Origin of the sequence: Streptomyces sp. AHU1, from assembly GCF_045343905.1 — a bacterium.
GTDB lineage: Bacteria > Actinomycetota > Actinomycetes > Streptomycetales > Streptomycetaceae > Streptomyces > Streptomyces triticiradicis.
On the sequence record NZ_CP174283.1, the window covers coordinates 8,810,775 to 8,834,936 of the forward strand.

Here is a 24,162-nt window from a genome sequence, read left to right on the forward strand (position 1 = left end):
ATGGATCGTGCGATGGGCAACGAGCAGCGCCTTCGGGACTACCTGAAGCGTGCCACCGTCGACCTTCGGCGCACCCGGCAGAAGGTGCAGGAACTGGAGGAGGCGGCGGCCGAGCCCATCGCCATCGTCGGCATGGGCTGCCGTTACCCCGGTGACGTGCGCGGCCCCGAGGACCTGTGGGCGATGCTGGAGCAGGGCGGCCACGGCGTGACCGACTTCCCGGACGACCGGGGCTGGGACCCGGAGGCGCTGGGCACGTCCTCGACGCTGTCGGGTGGATTCCTGCACGACGCCACCACGTTCGACGCCGACTTCTTCGGCATCTCACCGCGTGAGGCGCTGTCCATGGACCCCCAGCAGCGGGTGCTGCTGGAGACGACGTGGGAGGCGCTGGAGCGCGCGGGCATCGACCCGACGGGCCTGAAAGGCACGCAGACCGGCGTGTTCGTGGGCGCCATGCCCCAGGAGTACCGGGTCGGTCCGGCCGACGACATCGACGGGTACCGGCTGACCGGCAACACGTCCAGTGTGATCTCGGGCCGTCTGTCGTACTCCTTCGGACTGGTCGGTCCGGCCGTCACCGTGGACACCGCGTGCTCCTCCTCGCTGGTCGCGCTGCACCTGGCGGCCCAGTCGCTCCGGGCGGGGGAGTGCGACCTCGCGCTGGCCGGCGGCGTCACCGTCATGTCCAGCCCGCTCACCTTCGTCGAGTTCTCCAAGCAGGGCGGTCTCGCCGCCGACGGGCACTGCCGTTCCTTCGCCGAGTCCGCGTCCGGCACCGGCTGGGCCGAAGGGGTCGGCGTGCTGGTGCTGGAGAAGCTGTCCGACGCACGCCGACGCGGGCACCGGATCCTCGCCGTCGTACGCGGCTCGGCCGTCAACCAGGACGGCGCGTCCAACGGCCTGACCGCCCCCAACGGGCCCTCGCAGGTCCGCGTCATCGAGCAGGCGCTGCTCAACGCGCGGCTGTCCGCCGACCAGATCGACGTGGTGGAGGCGCACGGCACCGGCACGACGCTGGGGGACCCGGTCGAGGCGGAGGCGCTGCTCGCCACCTACGGCCGCAACCGCCCCGCAGACCGTCCGCTGCTGCTCGGCTCGGTGAAGTCCAACATCAGCCACACGCAGGCCGCCGCCGGTGTGGCGGGCGTCATCAAGCTGGTCCTGGCGATGCGTTACGGGATGCTGCCGAAGACGCTGCACGTCGACGCACCGACATCCCATGTGGACTGGTCCGGCGGGTCGCTGGCGCTCGCGACCGAGAACACGCCGTGGCCCGGGGAGGCGGACCGTCCACGCCGTGCCGCCGTCTCCTCGTTCGGGCTGAGCGGCACCAACGCGCACGCCATCATCGAGCAGGCACCCGCCGACGAGGACCGGACGTCCGACGAGGACGAACCGTCCGCCGGTGACGTCGCGGCCGGCGCGGTGCCGCTGCTGGTGTCCGGGCGTACCCGTGAGGCCCTCGGGGAACAGGCGTCGCGCCTGCTGTCCGCGGTCGACTCCGGCCCCCTGGCCGACACCGCCTTCTCGCTCGCGACCACGCGCGCCGCCTTCGAGCACCGCGCCGCCGTCGTGGCGACCGATCACGAGCAGGCCCGGGCCGCGCTGGCGGCGCTGGCCGCAGGCGGGACGCCGGCCGGGCTCGTCTCGGGCGTCACGCGCGGCAAACCCAAGCTGGCCGTGGTGTTCACCGGCCAGGGCGCACAGCGCGCCGACATGGGCCGCGAACTGTACGACCGCTTCCCGGTGTTCGCCGCGGCGCTGGACGAGGCGTGCGCGGCGCTGGACGCCCACCTCGACCGCCCGCTGCGCGAGGTCATGTGGGCCAGGACGGCACGTACGCTCAACCGCACGGAATACGCCCAGCCGGCACTGTTCGCCGTCGAGGTCGCGCTCTACCGGCTGGTGGAGTCGTGGGGCGTCAAGCCGGACTACCTCGCCGGCCACTCCATCGGCGAGCTGGCCGCCGCGCACGTGGCCGGTGTCCTCGACCTGACCGCTGCGGCGGCTCTCGTGGCGGCGCGCGGGCGACTGATGCAGGCGCTGCCCGCCGGCGGCGTGATGACGTCCGTGCGGGCGTCCGAGGCCGAGGTCGCGCCGCTGGTCTCCGGGCACGCCGGCACCGTGTCGATCGCGGCCGTGAACGGCGCCCGGTCGGTGGTCGTCGCGGGCGAGGCCGACGCGGTCGCCGAGATCGAGGCCGCACTGGTCGAGCGGGGGCACAGGCCGAAGCGGCTGCGGGTGTCGCACGCGTTCCACTCGCCGCTGATGGACCCGATGCTGGACGAATTCCACGCGGTGGCCGACGGGTTGGCGTTCCGCGAGCCGTTGCTGCCGGTCGTGTCGACGGTGACCGGTGAGCAGGCCACCGTCGAGCAGCTGACCGGCGCTGACTACTGGACCGACCACGTGCGCCGCCCGGTCAGGTTCCACGACTGCGTCGGCTGGCTGCGCGAGCACGGAGTCGGCGCGTTCCTGGAGCTGGGCCCGGACGGGGTGCTCACCGCGATGGTGCGGGAGGACTTCCCGGACGCCGGCGTGGTCGCGACGCTGCGCGGGGCGCGGCCCGAGGACGCCGCCCTCGCGGCCGCGGCCGCGGGTCTGCACACGCTCGGTGTCCCGCTGCGCTGGGCCGACTACTTCGCGGGCACCGGCGCCCGTCGCGTCGGCCTGCCGACGTACGCCTTCCAGCGCCGCCGTTACTGGCCGCGTGACGCCCACGCCGCGCCGGGGGACATGCGCGCCGCCGGACTCGGCTCGGCGAACCACCCCCTCCTCGCCGCCGCCGCGTCCCTGGCGGACTCGGACGGCGTGCTGCTCACCGGCCGGCTCTCCCTGGCGTCGCACGCATGGCTCGCCGACCACGCCGTCCGCGGCACGGCCGTGCTGCCCGGCACCGCGCTGCTCGAACTCGCGGTGCGAGCCGGAGACGAGGTCGGCTGCGGCGGGATCGAGGAGCTGACGCTCGCCGCGCCGCTGGTGCTGCCCGACCAGGGCGGCGTACAGGTACAGCTGTGGATCGGCAGCCCGGACGCCCGCGGCCACCGCACCCTCACGGTGTACTCGCGGTCCGACGCGGGCGACGCCACCGACTCGGGCGAGGACCGCCCCTGGACCCGTCACGCCGATGGCGTCCTGGCCCCCGGCGAGCGGACCGGCCCCTCCGGTGCCACCGTGTGGCCGCCGGCCGGGGCGGAGGCGGTGGGCCTCGACGGCTTCTACGAGCGCGCGGCCGAGGCGGGGCTGGAGTACGGACCGGCGTTCCGCGGCCTCGCCGCGGCCTGGCGGGTGGGTCCGGACGGCACGGTCGCCGCCGAGGTCGAACTGCCCGAGAGCGTCGCGGCCGAGGCGCCGTCCTTCGGCATGCACCCGGCGCTGCTGGACGCCGCCCTGCACGCGATCGCCCTCACCGGCCTCGGCGACGGCGGCGCCATGCTGCCGTTCTCATGGGAAGGCGTGCGCCTGCACGCCACGGGTGCGACGGCGGCCCGCGTGCTGCTCGTGCCGGTCGGCGATTCCGCGGTGTCGATCGAGGTGACGGACGCCGCCGGCGCGCCGTTGCTGTCGGTGGCGTCCCTGGCGCTGCGGCGTCTCGGGGACGAACGCCCGGCCGCCGAGCCGGGCGGGGACGCGCTCTTCCGTCTGGAGTGGGCTCCGGTGTCCGGTGGAACGGCGCCCGGGACCGTCGCGGTCCTCGGGCCGGACGCCCCCGTGCTGCCCGGAGCGGAGGTGCTGGTCGCCGCCGGTGTCGCCGACCTGCCCGGCGCGGTGCCGCCGGTGGTGCTGGCACCGGTGCCGGCGGGCACGGGTGACCCGGTGGCCGACGCGCACGCGAACACCGTCTGGGCCACGGGCATCGCACAGGACTGGCTCGCGGACGAGCGCTGCGCCGGCTCCCGTCTGCTGTTCCTCACGCACGACGGCGTGGCCGTGCGGCCGCAGGACACGGTCGATCCGGCTCAGGCCGCCGTGTGGGGTTTCGTGAGGGCGGCCGAGGCGGAGAACCCCGGACGGTTCGGTGCGATCGACGGCGTCCCGGTGCCGGCCCTCGGTAGCGGCGAGCCGCAGACGGCGGTGCGGGACGGCGAGGTGTTCGCCGCCCGCCTCGCCCGCGTGCGGTCCGCCGACCGCGGTGCCGTGGACTGGGGGGACGGTGCCGTCCTGGTCACCGGCGGTACGAGCGGTCTGGGCGCCCTGGTGGCGCGGCACCTCGCCGAGCACCACGGCGTGCGGCGGCTGGTCCTGGCCGGCCGTCGCGGTGCTGCCGCCGAGGGCGCGGCGGAGGTGGCGGCCGAGATCGCCGGGCTGGGCGCGCGGGTGACGTTCGCCGCCGTGGACGCGGCCGACCGGGACGCGCTGGCCGCCGTGTTCGCCGCCGAGGGGCCCGTCACGGGCGTCGTGCACGCCGCCGGCGTCCTCGACGACGGCGTCCTGTCCTCGCTGACGGCCGACCGCGTCGACGCCGTGCTGCGGCCCAAGGCCGACGCGGCCTGGAACCTGCACGAACTGGCCGGTGACGCGACGGCGTTCGTGGTGTTCTCCTCGGTCGCCGGTGTGGTGGGCGCGGCGGCGCAGACGGCGTACGCGGCCGGCAACGCCTTCCTCGACGCGCTGGTCACCGAGCGGCGCTCCGAGGGCCTGCCGGGCGTGTCGCTGGCATGGGGGCCATGGACGCGGGAGACGGGCATGACCCGCTCCCTCGGCGCGTCCGGCATGCGCCGCCTGGCCCGTGCCGGCGCGTTGCCGCTGTCCGTCGAGGACGGTCTCGCGCTGTTCGACACGGCGGTCACCGGTCCCGACGCCGTGGCGGTCCCGGTACGGCTCGACCTGCCCGCGCTGCGCGCCCGCGACGAGGTGCCGCCCGTGCTGCGCGCCCTGGTCCGGCCCCGGGCCCGCCGGGCCACCGCGGAGAGCGTCGCCGCGAGCGGCCTGGCGCAGCGGCTCGCGCGGCTGAGCGCCGTCGAGCGTGCCGATACCGTGCTGGAGCTGGTGCGGTCCCAGGTGACCTCCGTGCTCGGCCACACCGGCACCGATCGCATCGACCCCGACCGGACCTTCGCCGACCTCGGCTTCGACTCCCTGACGGCCGTCGAACTGCGCGGTCGGCTCGCGGCCGCCACCGGCCTGCGGATGCCGGCCACGCTCGTCTTCGACCACCCGACCGTCGGCGCGCTGTCCGCGTACGTACTGGACGAACTGCTCGGCGCCGAGGAGCCGTCCGAGCCGGTCACCGGTCCGGAGGCCGTCACCGACGACCCGATCGTCATCGTCGGCATGTCCTGCCGCTACCCGGGCGGCGTCTCCTCACCGGAGGACCTCTGGCGGTTGGTCAGCGAGGGCGTCGACGCGATATCGGGCTTCCCGACCAACCGCGGCTGGGACCTGGACACCCTGTTCGATCCGGACCCCGACAACATCGGCACGTCCTACGCGCGTTCCGGCGGCTTCCTGCACGACGCGGGCGAGTTCGACCCGGCCTTCTTCGGCATGAGCCCCCGCGAGGCGCTCGCCACCGACGCCCAGCAGCGCCTGCTCCTGGAGGCGTCCTGGGAGGCCGTCGAGCGGGCCGGGATCCCTCCCGCCGCGCTGCGCGGCAGCCGCACCGGTGTGTTCACCGGCGTCATGTACAGCGACTACGCCCACGCGCTCGGCGGTGGCGAGTTCGAGGGGCACCAGGGCACCGGCACGTCCCCGAGCGTGGCCTCCGGCCGTGTGTCGTACACGCTCGGCCTGGAGGGCCCGGCGGTCAGTGTCGACACGGCCTGCTCGTCCTCGCTGGTGGCGCTGCACCTGGCCGCGCAGTCGCTGAAGGCGGGGGAATGCTCCCTCGCCCTCGCCGGCGGCGTGACGGTCATGTCGACCCCGACGTCGTTCCTCGAGTTCTCCCGGCAGCGCGGCCTCGCCCCCGACGGCCGGTGCAAGGCCTACGCGGACGCCGCCGACGGCGTCGCCTGGTCCGAGGGCGTCGGCGTCATCGTGCTGGAACGCATGTCCGACGCCCGCCGCAACGGGCACGAGATCCTCGCCGTGGTCCGCGGTTCCGCGGTGAACCAGGACGGCGCGTCGAACGGCCTGACCGCGCCGAACGGCCCGTCCCAGCAGCGGGTGATCCGGGCCGCGCTGGCGAACGCCGGACTGTCGGCCTCCGACGTGGACGTCGTCGAGGGGCACGGCACCGGGACGGCGCTGGGCGATCCCATCGAGGCGCAGGCGTTGCTGGCCACGTACGGCCGTGACCGGGAGGCGCCGTTGCTGCTGGGTTCGGTGAAGTCCAACATCGGTCACACGCAGGCGGCGGCGGGTGTCGCCGGGATCATCAAGATGGTGTTGGCGATGCGGCACGGTGTCGTGCCCCGCACCCTGCACGTGGACGCGCCGTCGGCCCAGGTCGACTGGGCGGCCGGCGCGGTGAGGCTGGTCACCGGCCGGACCCCGTGGCCGGTCTCCGGCCGGCCGAGGCGTGCGGCGGTGTCGTCGTTCGGCTTCAGCGGCACCAACGCGCACACGGTCCTGGAAGCCCCGCCCGCGGTGGCGGAGTCCGTCCCGGAGCCGGGGACCACCGCCGGTGTCGTACCGGTGCTGGTGTCCGGGCGCACCCGGGACGCGCTGAGGGCGCAGGCGGAGCGGCTGCCGGCGTACGTCGACTCGGCCGCCCCGCTGGACCTGGCCCACTCGCTGGCGACCACCCGTTCGCGGTTCGAACAGCGGGCGGCGGTGATCGCACCGGACGCCGGGACGCTGCGGCGGGCCCTCGCCGCGCTGGCGGCCGGCCGGCCCGACCCGGCCCTGTTCGAGGGGGAGACGGTCCACGGCCGTACGGCCTTCGTGTTCGTGGGGCAGGGTGCCCAGCGGCTGGGCATGGGCCGTGAGCTGTACGCCAGGTTCCCGGTCTTCGCCGAGGCGTTCGACGCGGTGACGGCGGAGCTCGACGAGGGCGTCCGCGAGGTGATGTGGGGCGAGGACGCGGAGGTGCTGAGCGGGACGGGACGGGCGCAGCCGGCGCTGTTCGCGCTGGAGGTGGCGCTGTACCGGCTGGTCGAGTCGTGGGGCGTGCGGCCCGACTTCCTGGCCGGGCACTCGGTCGGTGAGATCGCTGCGGCGCACGTCGCCGGCGTCCTGTCGTTGAGCGACGCGGCGGCGTTGGTCTCGGCGCGCGGCCGGCTCATGCAGGCGCTGCCGGCCGGCGGCGGCATGACGGCCGTCGAGGCCGGTGCGGACGAGGTCGCCGCCGAGCTGGTCGAGGGCGTGTCCATCGCCGCGGTCAACGGTCCGCGGTCCGTCGTCGTGGCCGGTGGGGCCGACGCGCTCGCCCGGATCGAGACGGTGTTCCGCGAGCGGGGCTGCCGTACGAAGCGGCTGCGGGTCTCGCACGCGTTCCACTCGCCGCTGATGGATCCGATGCTGGACGCGTTCCGGTCCGTGGTCGAGGGACTGTCCTTCGGCGAGGCGCGGATCCCGCTGGTGTCCACCGTGACCGGCGTCGTGGCCGGTGACGAGCTGGCCACGCCGGAGTACTGGGTCAGGCACGTCCGGGAGGCCGTGCGGTTCGCCGACGGCGTACGGACCCTCGTGGACCGCGGGGTGCGCGCGTTCGTCGAACTGGGGCCGGACGGCACCCTCTGCGCGATGGTCGAGGACAACGCCGCCGACGTCGCCGCCGTCGCCCTGCTGCGGGGCGAGCGGGACGAGGAGCACGCCGCCGTCACCGCCCTGGCGCGGCTCGACACCTGGGGCGTGCCCGTCGACTGGGCCGCCTTCTTCGCCGGCACCGGCGCCCGCCGCGTCGACCTGCCGACCTACGCGTTCTCCCGCGAGTCCTACTGGCCCGAGGCCCGCACGCGGCCGCCCGGCGACCCGGCGGGCGACCGGCTGTGGGCGGCCGTCGACGAGGGCGACGCCGCCGGGCTCGCCGAACTCCTCGGCCTCGGCGAGGACCAGCGCGGCTCGCTGGACGCGCTGCTGCCCGCGCTGTCGTCGTGGCACCGGGACCGTCACGAGCGTGCCCTGCGCGACACGTGGCGCTACCGCGTCGAATGGGCGGCCCTGGCGGAGCGCGCGGCGACGCTGTCGGGTTCCTGGCTGCTCATCGGCACGACCGGACATCCCGATCTCGCCGAGGCGCTGCGGGCGCACGGCGCCGAGGTCCGCACCCTGGTGGTGACCGGACCCGACCGTGCCGCGCTCGCCGCTCGGCTGGCCGGGTCCGGCGACCACACGGGGGTGGTGTGGGTGCCGCCGTCCGAGGAGGAGCCGACGGCGTTGTCCGGACCGGCCCTGACCGTCACGCTCGTACAGGCGCTCGGCGACGCAGGCGTCACCGCTCCGCTGTGGGTTCTCACGCGCGAAGCGGTGTCGGCGGCCCCCGGCGACCCGGCGCCCCGCCCGTCGCGGGCCGCGGTGTGGGGCCTCGGCCGCAGCGTCGCGCTGGAGCACCCCGACCGCTGGGGCGGCCTGATCGATCTGCCCGCGGTGTGGAACGACCGGGCCGCCTCCCACCTCGCCGCCACCCTGGCCGGGACCGACGGCGAGGACCAGGTCGCGATCCGGCCGGCCGGGCGCAGCGGTCGGCGTCTCGTCCGGTACACCGCCCCCTCGCCCGCCGCCGAGTTCACCGCCCGCGGGACCGTGCTCGTCACCGGGGGCACCGGCGGGCTCGGCGGCGAGGTCGCGCGCTGGCTCGCCCGTTCCGGTGCCACCGGCCTCGTGCTGACCAGCAGACGCGGCCCGGACGCGCCCGGAGCCGCCGAGCTCCGCGCCGAACTGGAGGAACTGGGCGCGCGCGTCGAGATCGCCGCCTGCGACGTGGCCGACCGGGCCGCGCTGGCGGCGGTGCTCGCCGAGCACCCGGTGACCGGTGTGGTGCACACGGCGGGTGTCAGCGACATGAAGGCGCTTGCGGACACCACCCTCGCCGAGTTCGACTCCGTGCTGTCCGCGAAGGCGGCCGGCGCGGTCAACCTCGACGCCCTGGTCGGGGACGTGGACTTCTTCGTGCTGTTCGGCTCCGTCGCCGGCACGATCGGCAGCGGCGGCCAGGCCTCCTACAGCGCCGCCAACGCCTGCCTGGACGCCGTCGCCGAGACCCGTGCCGCACGCGGCCTGACCGCCACGTCCGTCGCGTGGGGACCGTGGGCCGAGACCGGCATGGCGACCGGCGACGCCATGACCGCGAACCTGCTGCGGCAGGGCCTGCGGTTCATCGCGCCGGCCGCCGGCATCGCCGAACTCCGCGACGCCGTCGTGCGCGGCGACACCACCGTCACCGTCGCCGACGTGGACTGGACGCGCTACGCGCCGGTCTTCACCGCCTCCCGTCCGAGCCCGCTGCTCGCGGCGCTGCCGGAGGCGGCGGCGCAGGCCGAGGAACCGAACGGCCGCACGGAGTTCGCCGCCCGCCTGGCCGCACTGCCCGCCGAGGAGCGCGAACGACAGCTCGTCGACCTGATCCGCACCGAGGCGGCCGGCGTGCTCGGCCACGGCTCCGTGGACGGCGTGCCGGAGCAACGGGCCTTCCGCGACGGCGGGTTCGACTCGCTGACCGCCGTCGAACTGCGCAAGCGCCTCAGCGGCGTCACCGGACGCGCCCTGCCCAGCACCATGGTGTTCGACTACCCCACGCCGTCGGCGCTGGCACGCTTCCTGGCCGGGGAACTGCTCGACGCCGACAGCACCGCCGCGCGGGTGACCGCCACGGTCGGCGCCCCCGACGAGCCCATCGCGATCGTCGGCATGGCATGCCGGTTCCCGGGCGGCGCCGCCACGCCCGAGGAGTTCTGGGCCCTCGTCGAGGACGGCGTCGACGCCGGCAGCGAATGGCCCGTGGACCGCGGCTGGGACGCGACCGCGCTGTACGACGCCGACCCGGACAAGCCGCACACCACCTACACCACGCGGGGCGGCTTCCTGCACGACGCAGGCGACTTCGACCCGGCGTTCTTCGGCATCTCGCCGCGTGAGGCCCTGTCCATGGACCCGCAGCAGCGCCTGCTGCTGGAGACCTCGTGGGAGGCACTGGAGCGGGCCGGCATCGACCCGGCGGCACTGCGCTCCACCACGACCGGCACGTTCGTCGGCTCCAGCTTCCAGGAGTACGGCGCCCAGCACGTCGAGGACCTCGAGGCGCACGTCGTCACCAGCACCATCCCCAGCGTGCTGTCCGGCCGCCTCGCCTACGTGTTCGGGCTGGAGGGTCCGGCGGTCACCGTGGACACCGCCTGCTCGTCGTCGCTGGTGGCGATCCACCTCGCCGCGCAGTCGCTGCGCAACGGCGAGACCACGCTGGCGCTCGCCGGCGGCGCGACGGTCATGCCGAACCCCGGGCCGTTCACGGCGTTCAGCCGGCAGCGGGCGCTCGCCCACGACGGCCGGTCCAAGGCGTTCGCGGAGGGCGCCGACGGCATGGCGCTCGGCGAGGGCGTCGGCATGCTGCTCCTGGAGAAGCTGTCCGACGCGCAGGCCAACGGCCACCCGGTGCTCGCGGTGATCCGCGGCTCCGCCGTCAACCAGGACGGCGCGTCCAACGGTCTGAGCGCGCCGAACGGGCCCGCGCAGCAGCGGGTCATCCGGCAGGCCCTGGCCAACGCCCGGCTGGCGCCGTCCGACGTGGACGCCGTGGAGGCGCACGGCACCGGCACCGCGCTCGGCGACCCGATCGAGGCCCAGGCGCTGCAGGCCACCTACGGCGTGGACCGGGACCCGGAGCGGCCGCTGCTGCTCGGCTCCGTGAAGTCCAACATCGGCCACACGCAGTCCGCCGCGGGCGTCGCCGGCGTCATGAAGATGGTGCTGGCCCTGCGGAACCGCGTGCTGCCGCCCACGCTGCACGCCGGGACACCGTCCTCGCACATCGACTGGAGCGCGGGCACCGTGCGGCTGCTGCACGAGGCCCGGCCGTGGGAGCCGGGGGAGCGGGTGCGCCGCGCCGCCGTGTCGTCGTTCGGCATCAGCGGCACCAACGTCCACCTCGTGCTGGAGGAATCGCCGGCCGCGCCGGCACCGGACGAGCGCACGCCCGTGCCGGTCCCGGCCGTGCTGCCGCTCGTGCTGTCGGCGCGGTCCGCCCCCGCGCTGCGTGACCAGGCCGCCCGCCTGGCCGGCTGGGACGCGGACCCGGTCGACGTCGGCTACTCGCTGGTGACCTCGCGGTCGCTGTTCGAGCACCGGGCCGTGGTCCTCGACCGGGACGCCCTGGACGGCTACGCCCGCGGCGGGGCCACGACCGCGGTGGTCGAGGGCGTCGCGGACGTCGAGGGCCGGACCGTGTTCGTGTTCCCTGGCCAGGGATCGCAGTGGGCCGGCATGGGAGCGCGGCTGCTCGACGAGTCGCCCGTGTTCGCGGAGCACATCCACGCGTGCGCCGCCGCGCTGTCGGAGTTCACGGACTGGTCCCTGCTGGACGTGCTGCGCCAGGCGGAGGGCGCGCCGGGCCTGGAGCGCGTCGACGTCGTGCAGCCCGCATCGTTCGCGGTGATGGTGGCGCTGGCGGCGCTGTGGCGGTCGCAGGGCGTGCACCCGGACGCCGTGGTCGGACACTCCCAGGGCGAGATCGCCGCGTCCGTGGTCGCCGGCGCGCTCTCCCTCGGGGACGGTGCCCGCGTGGTCGCCCTGCGCAGCCAGGCCATCGCACGGCGGCTGGCGGGCAAGGGCGGCATGATGTCCGTGCCGCTGCCCGCGGACCGCGTCGAGCCGCTGCTGCCCTCCGACGGCACGGCGCAGATCGCGGCCGTCAACGGGCCGGGTTCCGTGGTCGTGGCCGGTGCTTCCGCCGCGCTGGACACGCTGTTCGACACCCTGGCCGCGGACGGCGTCCGGGTGCGGAAGATCGCCGTGGACTACGCCTCGCACTCCGCCCAGGTCGAGGACATCCGCGACGAGCTGCTCGAACTCCTCGCCCCGATCCGGCCGCGGACCGCCGAGGTCCCGTTCTACTCCACCGTGACGAGCGAGTGGCTCGACACCGCGGTCATGGACGCCGGCTACTGGTACCGCAACCTGCGCGGCACCGTGCACTTCGGTCCGGCCGTCACCACCCTGCTCGGCGAGGGCCACCGCGCGTTCATCGAGTGCAGCCCGCACCCGGTGCTGCGGACGGGCATCGCCGAGGCGGTCGACGCGGCCGGCGTGCGAGCCGTGGTGACCGGCACACTGCGCCGCGAGAGGGGCGGCCTGGACCGCGTCCTCACGTCCTTCGCCGAGGCGTTCGTCCGCGGCGTCGCCGTGGACTGGGCCCCTCTGTACCGGGGCGGCCGCCGGACCGACCTGCCCACCTACGCGTTCCAGCACGAACGCCTGTGGATCCCGGTGCCGCCACCCGCGGTGTCCGGCGGCACGGACCCGGTCGAGGCGGACTTCTGGCAGGCCGTCGAGACCGGCGACCTGGCCTCGCTCACCACCGGCCTCGCCGTGGACGAGGAGGCCCTCGCGGCCGTGCTGCCCGGTCTGTCGGCATGGCGTGGCCGCCGCCGCGAGGAGACACTCGTGGACGCCTGGCGCTACCGCGTGGCGTGGACGCCGGTCAGCACGGGCACCGCCGCGCCGACCGGACGCTGGCTCGTGGTCACCGCCGACGGCGTCGCCGACGAGGACGTGTTCTCCGCGCTGAGCGCGCACGGCGCCACGCCGGAACGGCTGGTCCTCGACGCCGCCTGCGCCGACCGGGCCGTGCTCGCCGCACGCCTCGACGGCATCGACGCCGTCACGGGTGTGGTGTCGCTGGTGGCGGGTGCCGAGCGCCCGCTCGCGGGCCGTTCCGCGACGAACGAGGGCCTCGCGCTGACCGTGGCGCTCGTACAGGCCCTCGGCGACGCCGGAATCGACGCCCCGCTGTGGTTCCTCACCCGTGCCGCCGTGTCGACGGGCCGCGCCGACGAGGTGCTCAACCCCGGCCAGGCACAGGTGCTCGGTGTCGGCTGGACCGCCGCGCTCGAGCATCCGCAGCGGATCGGCGGCACCGTGGACCTGCCGGTCGAACTGGACACCCGCGCGGCGGGCCGGCTCGCCGCCGTGCTGTCCGGAGCGACGGGCGAGGACCAGCTCGCCGTGCGTGCCGCCGGCACACTGGCACGGCGGATCGTGCGGGCGCCGAAGACCGCCGACGACTCGGGCTGGAGCGCCCGCGGCACCGTCCTGGTCACCGGCGGTACCGGCACCCTGGCCCCGCACCTGGCCCGCTGGCTCGCCGACCGGGGCGCGGAGCGGATCGTGCTCGCCGGCCGCCGCGGCCCGGCCGCCCCCGGCGCGGCCGAACTGGTCGCGGAGCTGACCGAGCGCGGTGCCGCCGCCGAGGTCGTGGCCTGCGACATCACCGACCGCGACGCCGTGTCCGCACTGCTGGACCGGCTGCGCGCGGACGGGCCGCCGCTGCGGACCGTGGTGCACACGGCCGCCGTGATCGAGCTGAGCGCTCTCGCCGACACCACCCTCGACCAGTTCGAGCGGGTGCTGGACGCGAAGGTGACCGGCGCCGCCGTCCTGGACGAGCTGCTCGCCGAGGACGAGCTGGACCACTTCGTGCTCTACTCGTCCACCGCGGGCATGTGGGCCTCCGGCGCGCACGCCGCGTACGTCGCGGGCAACGCGTACCTGCACGCCCTGGCCGCGCGCCGCCGTGCCCGAGGACTGCCGGCGGTGTCCCTGTCGTGGGGCATCTGGGCGGACGACAGGAAACTCGGCCGGGTCGACCCGGAACAGATCGTGCGCAGCGGCCTCGTGTTCATGGAGCCGCCGCTCGCGCTGACGGCCCTGCGCAACGCCCTCGAGGGGGACGACACCGCACTCGCGATCGCCGACATCGACTGGGACCGCTACCACGAGGTGTTCACCTCGGCCCGGCCGACGACGCTGTTCGACGAGATCCCCGAGGTCAAGGCGCTCACCGAGGCCCGGGAGCGGAACACCGTGACCGGTGGTGCCGGAGGCGGTCCCGCCGCCACGCTGCGGGCGCTGCCCGCCGCCGAGCGGGAGCGCACGCTGCTGGACCTGGTGCGCGGCCAGGCCGCCACCGTGCTCGGCCACGCCTCCGGCGACGCGCTCGGCGAGCAGCGGGCGTTCCGCGACGCCGGCTTCGACTCCGTGACCGCGATCGACCTGCGCAACCGGATCGCCGACGCCACCGGCCTCACGCTGCCCAGCACCATCGTCTTCGACCACCCGAACCCGGTCGCGCTGACCGGGTTCCTGCTGGCGGAGATCACCGGCGACGCGCCCGCGGCCACGAGCGCCCCCGCCGTGGCCGCGCCGGACGAGCCCATCGCCGTCATCGGCATGAGCTGCCGCTACCCGGGCGGGGCCGACTCGCCCGAGGACCTGTGGCGGCTGGTCACCGAGGGCGTCGACGCGATCGGCGGCTTCCCCGCGGACCGCGGCTGGCCCGCGGACGAGCTGTACGACCCGGACCCCGACCGCGCCGGCAGGACCTACTCGGTGCAGGGCGGCTTCCTGCGGGACGCCGCGGAGTTCGACGCGGACTTCTTCGGCATCTCACCGCGTGAGGCGCTGGCGATGGACCCGCAGCAGCGGCTGCTGCTGGAGACGGCGTGGGAGGCCTTCGAACGGGCCGGTCTCGACCCGCACGCCCTGCACGGCAGCCTCACCGGCACGTTCATCGGAGCCAGCTACCAGGACTACACGGCGTCGGTGTCGCGCACCGCGGACAGCTCCGAGGGCCACATGGTCACCGGCTCGCTGGGCAGCGTCCTGTCCGGCCGCCTGGCGTACCTGTTAGGCCTGGAGGGTCCCGCCGTCACGCTGGACACCGCCTGCTCGTCGTCGCTGGTGGCGATCCACCTCGCCGCGCAGTCGCTGCGCACCGGGGAGAGCACGCTGGCGCTGGCCGGCGGCGTGAGCATCATGTCCAACCCGGGCGCGTTCATCGGGTTCTCCCGGCAGCGGGCGCTCGCCGTGGACGGGCGCTGCAAGGCGTACTCCGACGACGCCGACGGCATGACCCTCGCCGAGGGCGTCGGCGTGGTCCTGCTGGAGAAGCTGTCCGACGCGCAGGCCAACGGCCACCGGGTGCTCGCCGTGCTCAAGGGCTCGGCGGTGAACCAGGACGGCGCGTCCAACGGCCTGACCGCGCCGAACGGACCCGCGCAGCAGCGGGTCATCCGCGCGGCGCTGGCCAACGCCCGGCTGACGGCGTCCGAGGTGGACGCGATCGAGGGCCACGGCACCGGCACCGCGCTCGGCGACCCGATCGAGGCCCAGGCGCTGTTCGGGACCTACGGCCGCGAGCGCGACCCGGAGCGGCCGCTGCTGCTCGGCTCCGTGAAGTCCAACATCGGCCACACCCAGATGGCCTCCGGCGTGGCCAGTGTGATCAAGCTCGTACTGGCCATGCAGCGGGGCGTACTGCCGCGGACCCTGCACGCCGAGACGCCGTCCACGCACGTCGACTGGTCCAGCGGTGCCATCGGCCTGCTGACCGAGCAGGTGCCGTGGCCCGAGACGGGCCGGCCGCGCCGCGCCGCCGTGTCGTCGTTCGGGCTCAGCGGCACGAACGCGCACGCGATCCTGGAACAGGCGCCGGTCGCGCCGGAGTCGGCCGAGCCCCGCGTCGACGGCGTGCTGCCGTTCGTCCTGTCCGGCCGGACCGACGCCGCGCTGCGGGCGCAGGCCGGGCGTCTGCTCGACCTCCTGCGCACGCGGCCCGACACGCACCCGGCCGACCTCGCGCACTCGCTGGCGACCGGCCGCGCGGCGTTCGAACGGCGCGCCGCCGTCGTCGCGACGGACCTGGCGGAGCTGGGCAGCGGCCTGACGGCGGTGCGGGACGGAGCACCGGGCGCGGGTGTGCTGCGCGGCTCGGTGGAGCGGGGCGGCCTGGCCGTGCTGTTCACGGGCCAGGGCGCGCAGCGCGTCGGCATGGGCCGCGAACTGTACGAGCGCTTCCCGGTGTTCGCCGACGCCCTCGACGAGGTGCTGCTCCACCTCGACGACGAGTTGGACCGTCCGCTGCGGGACGTCATGTGGGCGGACGACGCCACCGAGCTGGACCGCACCGGCTGCACCCAGCCGGCGCTCTTCGCGGTGGAGGTGGCCCTCTACCGGCTCGTGGAGTCCTGGGGCGTGCGGCCGGACCACGTCGCCGGCCACTCGGTCGGCGAGCTCGCCGCCGCGCACGTCGCCGGAGTGCTGTCGCTGGCCGACGCCACCAAGCTCGTCGCCGCGCGCGGCCGGCTGATGCAGGCCCTGCCCGAGGGCGGTGCGATGGTCTCCGTCCGGGCGTCCGAGGCGGTCGTCGCGCCGCGCCTCGACGAGCGGCGCGTGTCCGTCGCCGCGGTCAACGGTCCGGAGTCCGTGGTGATCGCCGGCGACGAGGACGCGGTGCTGGCGCTGGCCGAGGGCTTCGAGGCCGACGGGTACCGTACGCGGCGGCTGCGGGTGAGCCACGCCTTCCACTCGCCGCACATGGACGCGGTGCTCGACGACTTCCGCCGGGTCGCGGCGACCCTGACGTACCGGCCGCCGCGCATCCCCGTCCTGTCCAACGTGACCGGCGAGCCGGTCACCGCCGAGCAGGTCTGCGACCCCGAGTACTGGGTGCGGCACGTGCGCGCCGCGGTGCGGTTCGCCGACGGCGTCGCATGGCTGGCCGGGCACGGCGTGCGCGCCTTCCTGGAGATCGGCCCGGACGCGGTGCTGACCGGCATGGCGCAGGAGAGCCTGCCCGAGGACGGGGCGGCGGTCGTCGCGTCGCAGCGGCGCGACCGCTCCGAGGCCTCCGCCGTCGCCGCGGCCGTCGCGGCCCTCCACGTGCACGGCGTCCCCGTCGACTGGACGGCGTTCTTCGCGGACACCGGCGCCCGCCGGATCGACCTGCCGACCTACGCGTTCCAGCACGAGCGCTTCTGGCCGCGGCAGGACGCCGCCGCGGCGCCGCGGCCCGGCGACACCGTCGACGCCACGTTCTGGGCGGCCGTGGAGGAGGCCGACGTCGACTCCCTCACCACCGCCCTCGGCCTGCCCGCCGACACCGTCTCGGCGATGGTGCCGGCGCTGTCGACCTGGCGTCGCCGCCGCGACGAGGAGTCCGCCGTGGACTCCCTGCGCTACCGCGTCGTGTGGGCGCCGATGCCCGGCGGCTCCCCGTCGCTCGGCGGCACCTGGCTGGTGCTCGCGCCCGGCGACTCGGACTGGGTCACCGCGGCCGTCGGCGGTCTCGTCGCCGCCGGGGCGGACACCGTCCGGCTCGACGTCACGGAGCCCGACCGGACCGCGCTCGCCGACGCGCTGCGCGACCAGGCCGCCGGGGGCGGCTTCGCGGGCGTGGTGTCACTGCTGTCGGCCGCGGCGCCCGGCGACGGCGAGGTGCCCGCGGGCCTGGCGCTGACCACCGTCGCCGTGCAGGCGCTCGGCGACGCCGGGATCACCGCGCCCCTGTGGTGCGTCACGCGGCACGCCGTCGCCGTCGACGGCACGGAGATCCCCGACCCCGCCCAGGCCGCGGTGTGGGGCCTCGGCCGGGTGGCGGCGCTGGAGCAGCCCGCGACCTGGGGCGGTCTCGTCGACCTGCCGGCACGACTGGACGCCGTCACCGCGCACAGGCTCGGCGAAGTCCTCGCCGGGGCCGGCGAGGACCAGGCCGCCGTGCGCGCGGCGGGCGTGTTCGCCCGCAGGCTCGCCCACGCCGCCTCCGGCACCGGCCGGCCGTACCGCCCACGGGGCACCGTGCTCGTCACGGGCGGTACCGGCGGCATCGCCGGGCACCTGGCGCGCTGGCTGGCCGGCGCGGGAGCCGAGCACCTCGTGCTGACGAGCCGACGCGGCCCGGACGCCCCCGGCGCCGTGGAGCTCGCCGCGGAGCTGGAGGCGCTCGGCGCGCGGGTCACCGTCGCCGCGTGCGACGCCGGCGACCGCGAGGCACTGGCCGCGCTGCTCGCCGACGTGACTCCCACGGCCGTCTTCCACAGCGCGGGGGTACTGGCCGACGGCGTGCTGGACACGCTCACGCCGGAGTCGTTCGCGACCGTGCTGCACGCCAAGACGACGGCGGCCCGGAACCTGGACGAGCTCACCGCGGGGCTGGACCTCGACGCGTTCGTGCTGTTCTCGTCCACCGCCGGCACGATCGGCGCGCCGGGACAGGCCAACTACGCCGCCGCGAACGCCTGGCTGGACGCCTTCGCCGCCCGGCGGCGGGCGCAGGGCCGGGTCGCGACCTCGATCGCGTGGGGTCCGTGGGCCGACGCGGGCATGGTCGCCGACGGCGGCCTGGCCGCGCGGGTACGGCGCGGCGGGTTCCGGCCGCTGCGCTCGCGGACGGGTGTCGACGCGCTGCGCCGGGCCGTCGAGCTGGACGACGTGGCGGTGGTCGTCGCCGATGTCGACTGGGCGGCGTTCGTGCCCGCGTTCGCGTCGATGCGGCCCACCCGGCTGGTCGAGGACCTGCCGGCGGTCAGGGCACTGCGTACGGGCCCGGCCGCCGACCGGCCGTCGGGGTCCGGCCTGCGCGCGGACCTGTCGGGCCGCAAGGAGAGCGAGCGCAGGAAGGTGCTGCTGGAGCTGGTGCGGGCGCAGATCGCCGCCGTGCTCGGGCACTCCGACGCCGACCGGATCGAGCACGACCGCGCGTTCCGGGACCTGGGCTTCGACTCGGTGACGACGCTGGAGCTGCGCAACGGACTGGCCACGGCGACCGGCACCGCACTGCCCGCCTCACTCGTCTACGACCACCCGACGCCGGCGGACCTGGTGGACTTCCTGCTCGCCGAGATCCTCGGGAACGCGGAGGCGCCGGCGGCCGTGGTCCCGACGCGCCCCGCGGACGACGAACCGATCGCGATCGTCGGCATGGCCTGCCGCTTCCCGGGCGGTGTCGACTCGCCCGAGGAGCTGTGGGAGCTCGTCGCCGGCGGCCGGGACGGCATCGGGGCGTTTCCCACGGACCGCGGCTGGGACCTGGCCGCCCTCGCCGCGGGCGCGTCGGCCACCATGGAGGGCGGTTTCCTCGACGGCGTCGCCGACTTCGACGCGGCGTTCTTCGGCATCTCGCCGCGCGAGGCCCTGGCGATGGACCCGCAGCAGCGGCTGCTGCTGGAGACGGCGTGGGAGGCGGTGGAGCGCGCCGGCATCGACCCCACCGCACTGCGCGGCTCGCAGACCGGGGTGTTCGTCGGCACCAACGGGCAGGACTACCTGACCGTCCTGCGGACCGCCACCGAGGACGTGCGCGGCCACGCCGCCACCGGCAACACGGCGAGCGTCCTGTCCGGCCGGCTGTCGTACACGCTGGGTCTGCAGGGCCCGGCCGTGACCGTCGACACGGCGTGCTCCTCGTCGCTGGTGTCGATCCACTGGGGCACGCGCGCGCTGCGCTCCGGCGAATGCTCGCTCGTGCTGGCGGGCGGCGTGTCCGTGATGTCCACACCGGACTCGATCATGGAGTTCACCACCCAGGGCGGCCTGTCGCCGACCGGCCGGTGCCGGTCGTTCGCCGACGACGCGGACGGCACCGCCTGGGCCGAGGGCGTCGGCGTCCTGGTGCTGGAGCGGCTGTCCGACGCGCGGGCCAACGGCCACCGCGTGCTGGGCCTGGTGCGCGGCACCGCCATCAACCAGGACGGCGCGTCCAACGGTCTGACCGCGCCCAGCGGCCCGTCGCAGCAGCGGGTCATCCGCGCCGCGCTCGCCGACGCCGGTCTGTCCACGAGGGACGTGGACGCGGTCGAGGCGCACGGCACCGGCACCCCGCTCGGCGACCCGGTCGAGGCGCACGCGCTGCTGGCCACCTACGGCCGGGACCGCGAGACGCCGCTGCTGCTCGGCTCCGTGAAGTCGAACATCGGCCACACCCAGGCCGCCGCGGGTGCGGCCGCCGTCATCAAGACGGTCATGGCGATGCGGCACGGCAGCGTGCCGCCGACCCTGCACGCGGACACGCCGTCCTCACACGTCGACTGGTCGGCCGGCGCGGTCGAACTGGTCACCGACTCGATCGCGTGGCCGGAGACCGGCCGTCCGCGCCGGGCCGGGGTGTCGGCGTTCGGCATCTCCGGCACCAACGCGCACGTGGTCGTCGAGCAGGCCCCGGAGGCGGAGCCGGCCGCCCGCTCCGTCAGCCCGGAGATCCTGCCGTGGCCGGTGTCGGCGCGCACCCGCGAGGCGCTGGACGCGCAGCGCGGGCGGCTGGAGGCCCTCGTCACCGGCCACGAGCGGGTCGACGTGGCGTGGTCGCTGGTCAGCACCCGCGCCCACCTCGCCCACCGCGCGGTGCTGCTGTCCGCACCCGACGGCGTCGTGGAGACGGTCACCGGCACGGCACGCGGCGGCGCACTGGCCATCGTGTTCTCCGGCCAGGGTTCGCAGCGGCTGGGCATGGGGCGTGAGCTGTACGCACGGTTCCCGGTGTTCCGGGAGGCGTTCGACGCGGTGGTCGCGGAGCTGGAGGCCGATGTCCGTGCCGTGATGTGGGGTTCGGACGCCGACGCCCTGAACGGCACCGGGTGGACGCAGCCGGCGCTGTTCGCGGTGGAGGTGGCGCTGTACCGCCTGATGGAGTCGTGGGGCGTCGAGCCCGGCTTCGTCGCCGGTCACTCCGTCGGTGAGATCACGGCGGCCCATGTGGCCGGGGTGCTGACGCTGGCCGACGCGGCGGCACTGGTCTCGGCACGGGCACGGCTGATGGCCGCGCTGCCGGCCGGCGGCGCCATGACGGCGATCGAGGCCGGCGAGGACGAGGTCCGCGCCGAGCTCGTCGACGGTGCGGTGGTCGCGGCCGTCAACGGCCCGCGGGCCGTCGTGGTCGCCGGTGAGGCCGAGGCGGTCGCCACGGTGGCGGCGCGGTTCACGCGGTCTCGCGAGCTGCGGGTGTCGCACGCGTTCCACTCACCGCTCATGGAGCCGATGCTGGCCGGGTTCCGCTCCGTGGCCGAAGGCCTGTCCTTCGCCCCGGCGCGGATTCCGGTGGTCTCCAACGTGTCCGGCAAGATCGCCGGCGACGAGCTGGCCACACCTGAGTACTGGGTCCGGCACGTCCGCGAGGCGGTGCGGTTCGGCGACGGCGTGGCGACGCTGCTCGACGCGGGCGTGACGACCCTGCTCGAACTCGGCCCGGACGGCGTGCTGTCCGCGATGGCGGCCGAGACCGTGCGGGAGCGTGGCACCGAGGCCGCCCTCGTGCCGGCGCTGCGCCGCGACCGGGGCGAGGAACGCGCTGTCGTCACGGCGCTGGCGCGCCTGTACGCGCAGGGCGTCGAGATCGACTGGACGGCGTACTTCGCGGGCAGCGGCGCACGCACCGTCGACCTGCCCACCTACGCGTTCCAGCGCGAGCGGTTCTGGCCGACGGCGGCGCCCCTCACCGCGACCGATCCCGAGGACGCGGAGTTCTGGGCGGCGGTCGAGCGCGCCGACCTCGACACCCTGGCATCGGCCCTGGAGCTCCGGGGCACCGAGCTCTCCGCGGTGGTGCCGGCGCTGTCGCAGTGGCGTCGCCGCCGCCGCGACCGTGCGGCCACGGCCGGCCTGCGCTACCGCGTCACGTGGCGTCCCGTCCGGCAGGAACCCGGCGACGGGCGGTGGCTGGCGCTCGTGCCGGACGGCTGGCAGGCGGACGGGACCGCGGCCTCCGTCGTGGCGGCGCTGGACGCGGTGCCCGTGGTGCCGGGCGCGGACCTCCCCGGCACCGACGGTTTCGCCGGGATCCTGTCCCTGCTCGCCGCCACCGACGGCGAGGACGTCCCCGACGAGGCGTGGCCCGAAGCGCTGCTGGCGGCGTCCGAGGGAATCGGGCTCCCGGTCTGGCTCGCGACGCGCGGGGCCGTCGCCGTCGCCGACGGTGAGCGACCGGTGCCCGCTCGCGCCGCGCTGTGGGGCGCCGGCCGGGTCGCGGCCCTCGACCACGCCGACCGCTGGGGCGGCCTGATCGACCTGTCCGGTCCGGTGACGGCGACCACCGTCGAGCACGTCAGGTCGGCGCTCGGCGGAGCGGAGGACAACGTCGCCGTGCGCGATCACGGCGTGCTGGGCCGCCGGCTGGTCCGTGCCGAGGGCCTCGCGGCGGAATGGACCGCCACCGGCACGGTGCTCGTCACCGGCGCGGACACCCCCGAAGGCGCGCGCACGGCGCGCTGGCTGGCCGACCGTGGTGTGCCGGGCCTGCTGCTGCTCGGCGGCGACCCCGGTGACTCCGGCGGCCTGGGCGTGCCGGTCACGGCGTCCGACGTGGACCCCGAGGACCGGGACGCGCTGGCCGCGCTGCTCGCCGGGCACACCGTCTCGTCGGTCTTCGTCACCGGCGACGCCGGAGCCGACGACCTGGCCGCACTGCTGCACGACACCCCGCTCGACGCGTTCGTGCTGTTCGGGTCGGTCGCCGGCACCTGGGGCGTCCGGGACCGGGCCGGACAGGCCGCCGCCGACGCTCGGCGCGAGGCCGTGGCCGCCGCGCGACGGGCCCGTGGCCTCGCCGGGGTCGCGGTGGCGTGGGGCGCCTGGGCCGGCAGCGAGGGCGACGGGACGGCCCGGCACCTGCACCTCAACGGCCTGCCGGCCATGGAGCCCGGCCGGGCGCTGGCCGCTCTGGACGGCGTGCTCGGCGGCGCCGTCGACGTGACGGTCGCCGACGTGGCGTGGGAGACCTTCGCCCCCGCCTTCGCGCGGACCCGGCCCAGCAGGCTGTTCACCGAGCTGCCGGAGGCCGCCGTCGCGGAACCGGCGGAGCACGGTCTGCGCGACCGCCTGCTCACCCTGCCCGAGCAGGATCGCGCCCCCGAGGTGCGCACCCTGGTCCGCGACCGGGTGGCCGCGGTGCTCGGCCACGCGGGCGGCACGGCGATCGATCCGGACCTGTCGTTCAAGGACCTCGGCATCGACTCGCTGACCGCGGTGGACCTGCGCGACCAGCTCGCCGAACTGACCGGGCTGTCGCTGCCGGCCACCCTGGCCTTCGACCACCCGACGCCGGCCGTGCTGGCCGACCACCTGCGCGCCGAACTGCTCGGCGAGCGGACCGAGGACCTCGCGCCGGTGCGCGCCGTGGCCGCCGACGACGACCCGGTGGTCATCGTCGGCATGGCCTGCCGCTACCCGGGCGGGGCGGGGTCGCCGGAAGAGCTGTGGGAACTGATCACCGCGGGCACCGACGCCATCGGCCCCATGCCCACGGACCGCGGCTGGGACCTGGCCGGGCTGTTCGAGCCGGGACCGGCGGGCCGGCCGCGCACCGTGGCGCGCGCCGGCGGATTCCTGGCCGGAGCGGCCGACTTCGACCCGGCGGTCTTCGGTGTCTCGCCGCGCGAGGCGGTCATCATGGACCCGCAGCAGCGGTTGGTACTGGAGTCGGCGTGGGAGGCGCTGGAGCGAGCCGGCGTCGACCCGGCCGGGCTGCGGGGCTCGGACACCGGCGTGTACGTCGGCGGCATCAGCGGCGACTACCGGCCCGTCGCGGAGGGGCGTGACTGGCAGACCGCGCAGTCGGCGAGCCTGCTGTCCGGCCGCCTCGCCTACACCTTCGGCCTCGAGGGGCCGACCGTCTCGGTGGACACGGCGTGCTCGTCGTCGCTGGTCGCGATGCACCTGGCGGCCCAGGCGCTGCGGTCCGGCGAGACGGACCTGGCGCTGGCCGGCGGTGTGACGGTGATGTCCACGCCGGTCAACTTCGTGGAGTTCACCGACCTCGGCGCGCTGTCGCCGGACGGCCGCTGCAAGGCGTTCTCCGACGCGGCGGACGGCACCGGCTGGGCCGAGGGCGTGGGCATGGTCGTTCTCGAGCGGCTGTCCGACGCGCGGCGCAACGGCCACGAGGTGCTGGCGGTCCTGCGCGGCTCCGCCATCAACCAGGACGGCGCGTCCAACGGCCTGACCGCGCCGAGCGGCCCCGCGCAGCAACGGGTCATCCGCCGGGCGCTGGCCGCCGCCGGCCTGGCACCGTCCGACGTGGACGCCGTGGAGGCGCACGGCACCGGCACCAGGCTGGGTGACCCCATCGAGGCGCAGGCGCTGCTGGCGACGTACGGCCGCGACCGGGAACGTCCGCTGCTGCTCGGTTCCGTGAAGTCGAACATCGGCCACACCCAGGCCGCGTCCGGTGTCGCCGGTGTCATCAAGATGGTGCTGGCCATGCGGCACGGCACGCTGCCGCGGACCCTGCACGTCGGCGAGCCGTCCTCGCACGTGGACTGGTCGTCCGGCGCGGTGCGGCTCGTCACCGAGGCGACGGCC

The 24,162-nt window shown here is 75.8% G+C and carries 1 protein-coding gene (cut by a window edge); it reads left to right on the forward strand.

The features are described from left to right. Positions 1-24,162 carry the 5' portion of a type I polyketide synthase gene (locus ACICHK_RS38965; protein WP_406840678.1) on the forward strand. Its footprint extends 3,549 nt past the window's final position, so only the first 24,162 of its 27,711 coding nucleotides appear in the window; it begins with the start codon at positions 1-3; the stop codon falls past the right edge of the window.